The organism is Aequorivita antarctica (assembly GCF_007997155.1).
GTDB lineage: Bacteria > Bacteroidota > Bacteroidia > Flavobacteriales > Flavobacteriaceae > Aequorivita > Aequorivita antarctica.
Genome location: NZ_VORT01000017.1, coordinates 39,723 through 50,849, shown reverse-complemented (window position 1 = coordinate 50,849; position 11,127 = coordinate 39,723). Strand labels below are relative to the sequence as shown.

Sequence of the window (11,127 nt, the reverse complement as noted above, 5' to 3'; positions counted from 1 at the left end):
CCGATTGCTAAAACTAAGGTGGTTATAGCGACGGGGCTCACCTCTTACCTTTCCGAACAGAGAAGTTAAGCCCGTTTGCGCCGATGGTACTGCATCCTGTGGGAGAGTAGGTCGCCGCCTTCCTTTAAAGCCCCTTCACTTTTGTGAAGGGGCTTTTTTTATGGGATAAACCGAAACCCAATTATCATTCTAGGTTATATCGCTATGATTGAATGAAGGTTATGATGCTTTGAAAAGCCTTGCAGGGCTATATAATTTAGCTCATTTTAGAAAGGAGGAAAACAGGATGTTTTCTGGATAGGACCCAACTATTTTTTTCAGGAGTAGATACTATTAAAAAATAGATTTCATAATAGTGTTTATCCCTTTAAAACAAAGATAAATTGCGCCGGCACCAGCAACTATTCCGAAGAAAAGGAACACGAAAAACATAAATGTTTCTTTATTTAGAAAAGATAAGGTTAATAAATAAGGGCTTAAAAAAAGTAAAGGCAATGCAAAAGCCATAAACTTAAGGCCTTTTTTCAATAAATCGAAATCTGTGTGCTCTTTACCCATTTTGAAAATTGTTTATTGCGTTCCGAACATTTTTATGTGTTTCCAAAAGCGCTTGTGCTTCTTTTTCTGAAATATTCAATTCGGTCATAATCATTCTTACACCACGATCAACAAGCTTGTTGTTACTCAATTGCATATCTACCATTTTGTTTCCTTTTACTCTTCCAAGTTGGATCATAGCTGTAGACGAAATCATGTTAAGAACCAGCTTTTGGGCTGTACCAGCTTTCATGCGCGAGCTTCCTGTTATGAATTCAGGCCCAACAATAACCACTATCGGAAACTGTGCAGTTAGGGCCAAAGGACTTCCTTCATTGCAAGTTATACATCCCGTAGGAATATTTTTTCCATTACACTTCTTTAACGCTCCAATTACGTAGGGTGTAGTACCCGAAGCCGCAATGCCAATAACAATATCTTTTTCTGAAATATTTTGTTTTTTGAGATCTTTCCAACCTTGATTTTCCGAATCTTCAGCAAATTCTACTGCCTTGCGGATGGCGGTGTCGCCGCCAGCTATCAATCCAACAACTAAATCATGCGGAACGCCAAAGGTAGGTGGACATTCACTTGCGTCCACAATTCCCAAACGGCCGCTGGTTCCTGCGCCAATATAGAAGAGCCTTCCACCAGTGTTTAGTTTCTCAACAACTTTTTCGGTAAGTTTTTCTATCTGTGGAAGTGCTTTTTCAACTGAAAACGCAACGGTTTTATCTTCGTTATTGATGTTTCGAAGCAATTCAGAAACGCTCATTTTTTCCAAATGATTGTATTTTGAATCCGATTCAGTCGTTTTTATAAAAGGCATAATCAAAGTTACGATTTTGAAATAAATGATTTATTGAACAGTGTAATTAAGGGTAGAAACTTCCGAAATCCTGAAATATCCCAACGGATAATTAGTAGGCGTTGTTTCATTTATAATATTTCCGCGGACGGTGGCGGGTTGTGTTTCAAATGGACCACCACCGCCACCTGTTTGTTGCAAAAGGATAAACATAAAGTTGTAATATGCTTCACTCACGCCATAAATATTGAATTGCACTTCGTCTCCGGGAGCTAAATCTTCAACCAAATAATAACCAAAAATGGTATTACCGTTAAAAAATTCGTCATTATAAACATCTAACTCATCTCCTCTTTCTGAGAGTCCTTCAAAAAAGTAAAAGTTTTTATCATCAGCTGGGTCTGTAAAAAATACTTTTAGTTCAATATCTTCTCCTGAAAAACCCCCATCATCGCGCTGCTCAACAAATTCTAGTGGAGAAACAGTGTAAAGCGTTTCCGTAGCAGTGTAGGTTTCATCTTTATATTCTATGTTCAATGTATAATCTACATTTAATTGAAGCGACATGAGTGACACATAAACGCCGTCTTGGGTATAATTGAAAGTATAAATTAGGCCATTTTCGTCTGTAACGGTGATATTTGCATCAGTAACATAAGGAACGTTATTGTTAAAAAAAGGAGCTGTAGTTGTTAATCGAACTGCCGAACTCGTACTGCCATCCTCCCAAATGTTAAGGTTTGCTTCTACAACGAGTCTTGGTGGAGCGTCATTAAGTTCAACATCAATCACGTCTTCACAGGAAGAAAAAATTCCGAATAAAATCACCAATAAAAATAGCTTCTTCATATTCTTAAAATTTAAAATTATAGGTTACGGAAGGAATTATCCCGAAAATTGAAAGTTGAACGGCTTCATTTTGACCGATATCTGTATTTTCTCTGAAACTGATAGAAGCAGCATTTTTACGGTTATAAACGTTGTAAATACTGAAAACCCATTCGCCTTTCCAACGTTTTTTACTTTCAGGTTTAGGAGTCCAAGTTGCAGAAAGATCCAAACGGTGGAATGCAGAAAGACGGCTGCTATTTCGAGCTTCATAGACAGGTACTACCACGCCATTATATTCATATTGTCCTTCAGGATAGGTAGTTGGTGTACCGGTTTGAAAAATGAGATTTGCTCCAAATGACCATTTTTGGGAAAGCTCGTACTGTCCAGTAATTGAAATATCGTGTGTTTTATCCCAAGGCGAATTGTACCATTCGCCATTATTTATTCCACTTTCAATTGGTGTTCTTCCTGGTGTGCGTTGCTCGCTTTTTGAAAGCGTATAAGCAAGCCAGCCTTGGAATTTTCCTGTGTTTTTTCTGAAAAGGACTTCTAGCCCGTAAGCTCTCGCTTCGCCGTTTAAAAGAATTTGTTCCACGGCGTCATTGGCTATTAAATCTGCATCATCTATGTAATCCAGACGGTTTTTAACTTCTTTGTAAAAGGTTTCCACTTCCAAAGAATAATTTTTAAAATTTCTGAAATAACCAAATGCTACTTGATCTGCCAATTGTGGTTCAATATATTTTCCACTGGGCGCATAAATATCGAAAGGCGTAGGCGATGTAGTGTTGCTTATTAAATGAATGTATTGTGCCATGCGGTTGTAACTGGCTTTTAAGGAAGAATCATCTGTTAGTAAATAAGAAATCGAAAACCGCGGTTCCAAATGGGCGAAGGATTTAATTGTCTCGCTTCGGCTAAATGAAATGGTATCGATTGGCTTCGCTTTTTGATAAATGTCTAAACTTGGATTGTAAACTATTGGGTTGTCATTTTCATATAAAAATAATTCATCCTGTCCCAAACGGTTAAAAGTTGATAGGCGGAGTCCGGCCTGAACTGATATTTTATCAGAAAAATCTATTTCTGCTTCTAAATAAACTGCGTTTTCCCAAGCGTACTTATCGGTTAATTTAAAAGGATTAATCCCAGAATCTTCAGTAGTTGGTGTTACATCTCCAGGATTGAATTTGTAATAAATACTATTGATACCATAACGTAAATCGACGTTATTTGAAATGTAATGAGTGAAATCATACTTCAGATTAAAATTGCGAATGCCGCTGTCAAAATCAAATTCAACAAATTTCAGCTCCAAACCGTAGTAGTAATCTGAATAAATAAGTGATAGATTTGAAAACAGTTTATCAGAATAAAGATGGTTCCAACGTAGGTTCAACGTTGTGTTTCCGAAGCTATTCGCGAAGCTATCCGATATCTCAAAAACATCCCTTCCAAAGTAACCAGACAGAAAAAGACGGTTGTTCTTGTTAAGATTGTAGCTCACTTTTGCGTTCAAATCATAAAAATATGCAACGTTGTCATTGTCAAATAACGGAAGGAATAAATGTGCGTAACTACTTCTGCCACCAACGAGAAATGAGGCGGTATCTTTTTTAATTGGACCTTCCAAAAGCAGACGGCTCGCCACCAAACCAATGCCGCCGCTGGCATGATATTCCCGCTTGTTTCCGTCTTTTTGATATATGTCTAAAACCGAAGAAATTCTTCCGCCATAACGTGCCGGAATTCCTCCTTTGTATAGTGTCAAATCTTTAATAGCGTCCGGATTGAAAACTGAAAAGAAACCAAATAGATGCGAAGAATTATACAGCGTAGCCTCATCCAACAAAATCAAGTTTTGGTCAGCCGCACCACCGCGTACATTAAAACCACTGGCGCCTTCACCTGCACTAGTAACCCCAGGAAGTAAGGTAATAGCTTTAATAACATCCACTTCGCCCAAAACGACTGGGATTTTTTTAATGGTACCCGTGGAAAGTGTATTGGTACTCATCTGCGAACTACGGATGTTGAGCTTTTCAACATCGGTTTCAATAATTACTTCATCCAAGCTTTCGGTATCGGTAGCAAGGGCCAAATCCTTTTTTATATTTTCAGAAAGGGAAATTTCAATTTTTTGGGTTGCAAAACCGATGCTGCTATAGTAAATTTCGTAGTCGCCTTTCGGAAGGGTGATGGAATAATAACCATACTGATTGGTGACTGTTCCCGTCTGAAGCGAAGGAATTATAACGTTAACGCCAAAAAGAGTTTCCCCCGAATCCGCTTCGGAAATAGTCCCGCTTATGGTGAATTTTTCCTGTGCAAAGATTACAATGCTTCCGAAGAAAAGAAAGAAAGTGAGTATTTTTTTTAAGTGCTTCATGCTTATGTATAAAAAAACCTTCAGTAAGACTGAAGGTTTTAAAACGTTTTGGTTCTTATTTTATTTCCGTCAGTATTTCATTAAAAGTTTTGCTGGGTCGCATTGCTTCGTGAACTAATTTCTCGGTCGGTTCGTAATACCCACCAATATTTACCGAATGGCCTTGCACACCTATCAACTCGCTATTAATTTTAGCTTCGTTATCCTTCAACTCTTTTGCAATTGGTGTAAATATTTTTTTCAAATCTTCATCTTTACCCTGTTTTGAAAGTGCTTCTGCCCAATACATTGCCAAATAAAAATGGCTTCCGCGATTGTCAATTTCGTTCACTTTTCGCGAAGGCGATTTGGAGTTGTCGAGATATTTTTCTGTTGCTTCATCCAAAGCATCTGCTAAAACAATGGCTTTTGGGTTGTTGTATTTAGTTCCCAAATGTTCCAAAGAAACAGTAAGTGCTAAAAATTCACCCAAAGAATCCCAGCGTAGATGATTTTCTTCTAAAAATTGTTCAACGTGTTTGGGTGCAGAGCCTCCAGCTCCGGTTTCAAAAAGACCGCCGCCGTTCATTAATGGAACGATGGAAAGCATTTTCGCACTCGTGCCCAATTCCAAAATAGGGAAGAGGTCCGTCAAATAATCACGAAGCACATTTCCTGTTACTGAAATGGTGTCCTTTCCAGCTTTTACACGTTCCAACGTATATTCAGTAGCTTTTTCTGGGGAAAGGATTTTGATATCCAAACCTTCGGTATTGTGATTTAAAAGGTATTTGTTTACTTTTTTGATAAGTTCCGCATCGTGCGCACGGTTTTCATCCAACCAAAAAATGGTGGGATTTCCTGATGCACGGGCGCGTTCCACAGCTAGTTTTACCCAATCCTGAATAGGTAAATCCTTTGCTTGGCACATACGCCAAATGTCACCTTTTTCAACATTGTGTTCTAAGATTACTTTTCCAGAAGCATTTAGAACCTGAACTTTTCCATCTGCAGAAATTTCAAAAGTTTTGTCATGACTTCCGTATTCTTCTGCTTTTTGTGCCATCAAACCTACGTTTGGAACGGTTCCCATAGTTGTGGGGTCAAAAGCCCCGTGTTTTTTGCAAAATTCAATTGTGGTATCGTATATGCCTGCGTAACTACTGTCAGGGATTACCGCTTTGGTATCGTGGCTTTTTCCGTCGGCACCCCACATTTTCCCTGAATTTCGAATCATCGCCGGCATTGAGGCATCCACAATCACATCGCTTGGGACGTGAAGGTTGGTAATGCCTTTATCGCTGTTTACCATTGCCAAATCTGCGTTTTCGGCCATTATTTTTTTAATGTCTTGAAGAATTGCATCTCTTTCATATTCGTTCAATTCGGAAAGTTTATTTTCCAAATCACCCAAGCCGTTGTTGGCATCAACGCCTAATTTTTTGAATGTATCAGCATATTTTTTGAACAAATCTTCAAAATAAACCTTGACTACGTATCCGAAAATAATTGGATCGCTCACCTTCATCATCGTAGCTTTCAAATGCACTGAAAATAACACTTTCTTTTCTTTGGCGTCTTTCACTTGTGCTTCCAAAAAAGAAACCAACGCTCTTTTACTCATAACCGTTGCATCGATGATTTCACCTTTCAACACTTTTAAATTCTCTTTTAAAACCGTTTTGTTTCCGTTGTTTTCAACTAAAACAATATTAAGAGTATCATCAGAAGCCAGCGTAATGGATTTTTCATTGTGAAAGAAATCGCCGTGCTGCATTGTGGCCACGTGGCTTTTGCTATCGCTGCTCCAGGCACCCATACTGTGCGGATGCTTTTTTGCGTAATTTTTTACTGCTTTAGGGGCGCGACGGTCGCTGTTTCCTTCGCGAAGAATAGGGTTTACAGCACTTCCTTTTATTTTGTCGTATTTTGCTTTAATTTCTTTTTCTTCGGAAGTGGTAGCTGATTCAGGATAATCGGGAATATTGAAGTCTTTCGCTTGAAGTTCGGCAATAGCTTCGTTCAATTGCGGTACAGAGGCACTTATATTTGGTAACTTAATAATATTTGCTTCCGGGGTTTTTGCTAGTTCGCCAAGTTCAGCCAAATCATCTTTTACGCGCTGGTTTTCTTTTAGAAATTCAGGAAAAACGGCCAAGATTCTGGCGGCGAGTGAAATATCTCGACTTTCCAGTTTTATATTTGCGGGTTTAGTGAAAGCTTTTACAATAGGTAAAAATGAATGGGTTGCCAAAGCCGGTGCCTCATCGGTTTTGGTGTATATAATTTTGGAAGATTTTGTCATTGAAATGTTTTTTTGAAAATAATGGTTGACTTTCTTTTTTAAATTTTAAGGAAAGCAAATATAGCGATTTGACAGGGCTTTTAAAAGCGAATAAGGGGCTTAATTATGCCAACTTTTCAGTCATCCCCAATTGAATTTGCAATTTATTTTGTTTAGAAACATAAGTATAATCTTATCATTTTTCCAGTGGGGTTAGGTCAAGGTTAAATATGTAATGTTCATACTCTATTTATACTCTATTCATACTTTAACTATGAAGTATCTGTGGGTTAAATAGGGCTAATATGTTCCTTTGATCCGTCCTAAAATAGCTTTATAGAATATTTGCAAGATGTATATAATAAAATAGGTTAAAACAAGAAAAGCCATATCACTGTATAAATACATTGTGATATGGCTCCTTGTAAAGTAAACTTTTACCAACCAATCAGCCCGAGGGTGTATTCTAGGCAAGTTTATTATACCCTTGCGGTCGTTGTTTACTTACACGGGTTTCGTTTTTGTAATTTCCATCTTCCGTGAGGTTGATAGCATTTTCAAAAGCTGACCCAAAACTTTTTCCAATCTCAGCACTAATAATCTAAAGATTTTGAGTGCCTCAAGCAATTAAAAAAAGCCTATAAAGTGTTTTCTTTTTATCTTTTCAAAATCTAGAGACTAACATTCATAAGAGCGTTAGCGTCGTCAACAATTAGGAAAAAATAGTGTAAAAGAACGTTACTTTAGTTTATCAATTTGGCTATTAGACCATTTTGATACTGCTAATATAGAACACAAAATTCAATATGCAAGAATTTGTAACCCATTAAAAATCCACAGTTTACGAACATCGTTTATCAACAATTGTTCATAAAAAAAGCCCTGTAAAAACAGGGCCTTTGAGGGTTTTCAACAAAGAATGAACTATGAACGTTTTTCTTTGATACGGGCTTTTTTCCCGGTAAGACCTCTAAAGTAATAGATACGAGCTCTACGCACACTACCTTTTTTGTTGATCTCAATTTTTTGAAGCGCTGGCATATTTAGTGGGAAAATACGCTCCACACCAACAGTACCACTCATTTTTCGAATTGTAAAAGTCTTGGTAATACCTGTTCCTTTAACTTGGATTACAACTCCTCTAAAGAACTGGGTTCTTGTTTTTTCGCCTTCACGGATTTCGTAGTATACAGTAATAGTATCACCAGCTCCGAATTCAGGAAATTCTTTTTTTGTAACAAATTCGTCTTGTACAAATTTAATTAACTCTTCCATTTTGTTAATTTGATAAGGATTAAAATAAAACAACGTTCGCGGTTTTCGCCAGAGGTTGAATTAAGTGGGTGCAAAAGTAAGCAAATTAAGTTATCACGCAAAGCTTATTTTTGAAATTTAAGTAACTAAAGTTGAAGCCGACAATAGTTGAAAGTTGTTTTGTTTTTTAAATTATTACTCTGAAAAAATTATACTGTTTCTGGATTTTTTTTAAACTGCAAATAGGAATACCCAACTGGTATGAATGTTATAATTGCTGTAATTATAAAAAATACGGTAAGCGCTGTCTGTTCATTAAAAATAAAACAGGAAAAAATTATCACCAAGCCCCCGGCTACCCATAATTTGCCGGCGAGTTTGTGTGTGCTTTTCCAAATAGTCTCGTTTTACAAAGTCCTTGGTGTTCTAATTCCTACAAAATAGTTTGGTTTTATTGTTTTGAAATAATTCCCCATTAAAACGAAGAATGCTCCTATTATAATAAACAGATAGTTCGGGTTGGCCAAGGATTCTTCTTTCACGGAATAAATAATAAATGTGAAAAGTACTGCAATAAATACAGCGGTAATCAGTCTAATGGTGTAGAATTTATTCCCCATGGCTGGAATCCGTTTTTTTGGATCAATCAACGGAACCAATAAAAACAAGGCATATAGAATTATAGGAATTATACCAATAAGTAATAATTCCATCTTGCTGCCGTAACGGTTTACTTCTCCATCAATCCCCCAGTGTAGCGGTACTTTTGCGGGTAAGGTATTCCAAATAAAAGCTAGAAATACAGCTGGTAAGGTGGAAAGCAGGAGTAGAGGCAGCTCTTTTTTTAAATTGAATTTCATAATGTTTATTTTTTGAGGGTTAGTAGCCAGGTAAAAACATCGTTCAGAATTGTGGTATTTATTGAATAGTGAATGAATTGTCCTTTTTTTTCGCCGGAAATCAAATCTGCCCTTTGTAGAATGTCCAAATGGTGGGATATACTTGGTTTTGAAATACTGAAATTTTCCGCTATTTCACCTGCCGTTAAATCTTCTTTTTTCAAAAGTTCCAGTATTTCCCTTCGGGTATCATCGTTGAGAGCTTTGAATATATCTTTCACAATTTGTTTAGTTATTTAGGCAAATATCTAAATAACTTTTTAAATACGCAATCCTTTTAAAAAAAAATAGGCGCACGATTAATCGTGCGCCTACATTGATTTATAGTCTTGTGTTATCTATTTTGTTTCAGAAATCCATTTATTAATCTTTTTGTCAAGCAATTCCAAAGGAACGCAACCTGTTTCCAAAACTTGATTGTGGAATTCGCCAATTTTGAATTTGTCGCCTAGCTCTTTTTCTGCTTTGTGGCGAAGTTCCAAAATCTTTAACTGTCCTATTTTATATGCCAATGCTTGTCCGGGGTTTGCCATATACCTTTCTATTTCTGAAATGATTCCTGCTTCTGGTTCGGCTTCGTTTTCTAGACAATACTTAATGGCTTGCTCACGGCTCCATCCTTTGGAGTGCATTCCAGTATCAACAACCAAGCGTACGGCACGGTGCATTTCAGCGCCTAGCATTCCGAAGTATTGATATGGGTCTGTATAAAGACCAAGTTCTTTTCCTAAAGATTCGCTATAAAGTGCCCAACCTTCGCCGTAACCACTGTAGAAAAGCGTTTTACGGAACATTGGCAATTCATCATTTTCCTGTGTTAGCGAAATTTGATAATGGTGGCCAGGGATTGCTTCGTGCAAAAATAAAGATTCATCACTGTAAACATTATATTCCGAAGCATTTGGAATGGGAACATAGAAAATTCCTGGACGCGTGCCGTCCAAACTACCGGGGTTGTACTCGGCACTTGCTGAACTTTCGCGGAATTTTTCAGTCTGTTTTACCTCAAAAGCTGTTTTCGGTTTTTTATCGAAAAGCACTTCAAGTTTTGGTTTCATTGTATCATAAATTGCATAAAAATGATCGATGATTTGTTGCGGTTCTTTGTACGGCATCAACTCTTTATTGGTGCGTACAAAATTGAAGAATGCTTTCAAATCACCTTTAAAACCAATCTGTTCTTTTACCTTTTCCATTTCCGAGGAAATACGCGCCACTTCGCTTAAACCCAATTGATGAATCTCATCGGCGGTCATTTCAGTTGTTGTGTATTGTTTTATTTGGTGTTTGTAATATGCTTCGCCATTGGGTGTATCTGCAATTCCGGTGGTTGTTCTTCCTGCTTTTAAATAATCACCAGCCATAAAATCGTGAAGACTTTGGTAGGCAGGAATCACTTTTTCAGAAACCATTTTTGAATACGCTTTCGTAAATTCCTGTTTTTCTAGATCAGAAAAGGTATCGGGAAAGTTTTTTACTGGCGAAAAGAACAGGTTTTGATCCAAATTTGGTTCTGTCATCGCTTTCAACTGTGGAACAATTTTTACTATCAACGATTTTGGAAGTACATAACCTGCCGCCATTCCTTCCTTCATCCTGCTTTCGGCAGCGTTTAACCAAACTACATATCCGTCCAAACGTTTTAGCCAGTTGTTGTAATCTTCAGCCGTTTTGAAAGGTTGCGCACTGCTTCCGCTAGCCAATTGACCCATCATTAAATTCACTGACCACATTTGATCAATAGGAAAATACGTACTGTTTTTGAAAGTAAGTATTTCCAGATTGATGTTGCATTCCCACAACAGAATGTCTTTGCTCATTTTTTCGGTTTCGCTTAAATCGCTATCCTCAAACCCTGAAGCTTCTTCCTTATAATTTGTGTAATAATTTTTTAATTGAGTACTGTATTCATCTGAAAGGAAATTCGGGAAGCTATCATTATAGCGTGTATCTCCCGAAAATGTTGCGTTCAGTGGATTTAGCTTTAAACCTTCTTCGTAATAGGTATTGAGCATTTTGTTAAAATCTGTACTCACGGTATTGTCGGTTTTAGAATTCTCTTTTTCCTTTGATTCGTTTTTGCAAGCAGTGAAAAGAACTACCGCAAGCAGCATCGTTAAAATTTGATTGGTTTTCATTATTA

Annotated in this window: 10 protein-coding genes and 1 rRNA gene; 1 reads left to right on the top strand and 10 read right to left on the bottom strand. The window is 37.3% G+C overall.

Annotation, left to right across the window (positions count from 1 at the left end; genetic code table 11):
• Window positions 1-14: 14 nt before the first annotated feature.
• Window positions 15-123: ribosomal RNA gene (gene rrf, locus ESU54_RS16565) — 5S ribosomal RNA — on the top strand.
• A gap of 210 nt (window positions 124-333) precedes the next feature.
• On the opposite strand, the gene ESU54_RS18130 is transcribed toward rrf, so the two are convergent.
• From ESU54_RS18130 to ESU54_RS16520, 10 genes are all read right to left on the bottom strand, one after another.
• On the bottom strand, window positions 334-558 hold the full coding sequence (locus ESU54_RS18130) for a DUF6095 family protein (protein WP_111845663.1): 225 nt from the start codon (window positions 556-558) through the stop codon (window positions 334-336).
• Window positions 551-1,366, bottom strand: a complete 816-nt coding sequence (gene murQ, locus ESU54_RS16555; RefSeq protein ID WP_111845662.1) for an N-acetylmuramic acid 6-phosphate etherase — start codon at window positions 1,364-1,366, stop codon at window positions 551-553. The genes ESU54_RS18130 and murQ overlap by 8 nt, the downstream gene beginning before the upstream one ends.
• A 30-nt stretch (window positions 1,367-1,396) precedes the next feature.
• A complete protein-coding gene (locus ESU54_RS16550; protein ID WP_111845661.1) occupies window positions 1,397-2,194 on the bottom strand; it encodes a DUF4249 domain-containing protein in 798 nt (265 codons plus the stop codon).
• Window positions 2,195-2,198: 4 nt separating this feature from the next.
• A complete protein-coding gene (locus ESU54_RS16545; RefSeq protein ID WP_111845660.1) occupies window positions 2,199-4,568 on the bottom strand; it encodes a TonB-dependent receptor in 2,370 nt (789 codons plus the stop codon).
• A gap of 55 nt (window positions 4,569-4,623) precedes the next feature.
• The gene (locus ESU54_RS16540; protein WP_111845659.1) at window positions 4,624-6,852 is read right to left on the bottom strand and encodes an NADP-dependent isocitrate dehydrogenase; all 2,229 of its coding nucleotides are present in this window, start codon (window positions 6,850-6,852) and stop codon (window positions 4,624-4,626) included.
• Between the two features lie 903 nt (window positions 6,853-7,755).
• Entirely contained in the window at window positions 7,756-8,106 is a 351-nt protein-coding gene (gene rplS, locus ESU54_RS16535) for a 50S ribosomal protein L19 (RefSeq protein WP_111845658.1), read from the bottom strand.
• A 188-nt stretch (window positions 8,107-8,294) separates the two neighbouring features.
• Entirely contained in the window at window positions 8,295-8,483 is a 189-nt protein-coding gene (locus ESU54_RS18125) for an SdpI family protein (RefSeq protein WP_262510811.1), read from the bottom strand.
• Between the two features lie 9 nt (window positions 8,484-8,492).
• A complete protein-coding gene (locus tag ESU54_RS16530) occupies window positions 8,493-8,945 on the bottom strand; it encodes a DUF1648 domain-containing protein (protein ID WP_235004629.1) in 453 nt (150 codons plus the stop codon).
• 5 nt (window positions 8,946-8,950) lie between these two features.
• Complete coding sequence (locus ESU54_RS16525; protein ID WP_111845657.1) at window positions 8,951-9,205, bottom strand: autorepressor SdpR family transcription factor; 255 nt, start codon at window positions 9,203-9,205, stop codon at window positions 8,951-8,953.
• 117 nt (window positions 9,206-9,322) lie between these two features.
• A complete protein-coding gene (locus tag ESU54_RS16520; RefSeq protein ID WP_111845656.1) occupies window positions 9,323-11,122 on the bottom strand; it encodes a DUF885 domain-containing protein in 1,800 nt (599 codons plus the stop codon).
• Between the last annotated feature and the right edge of the window lie 5 nt (window positions 11,123-11,127).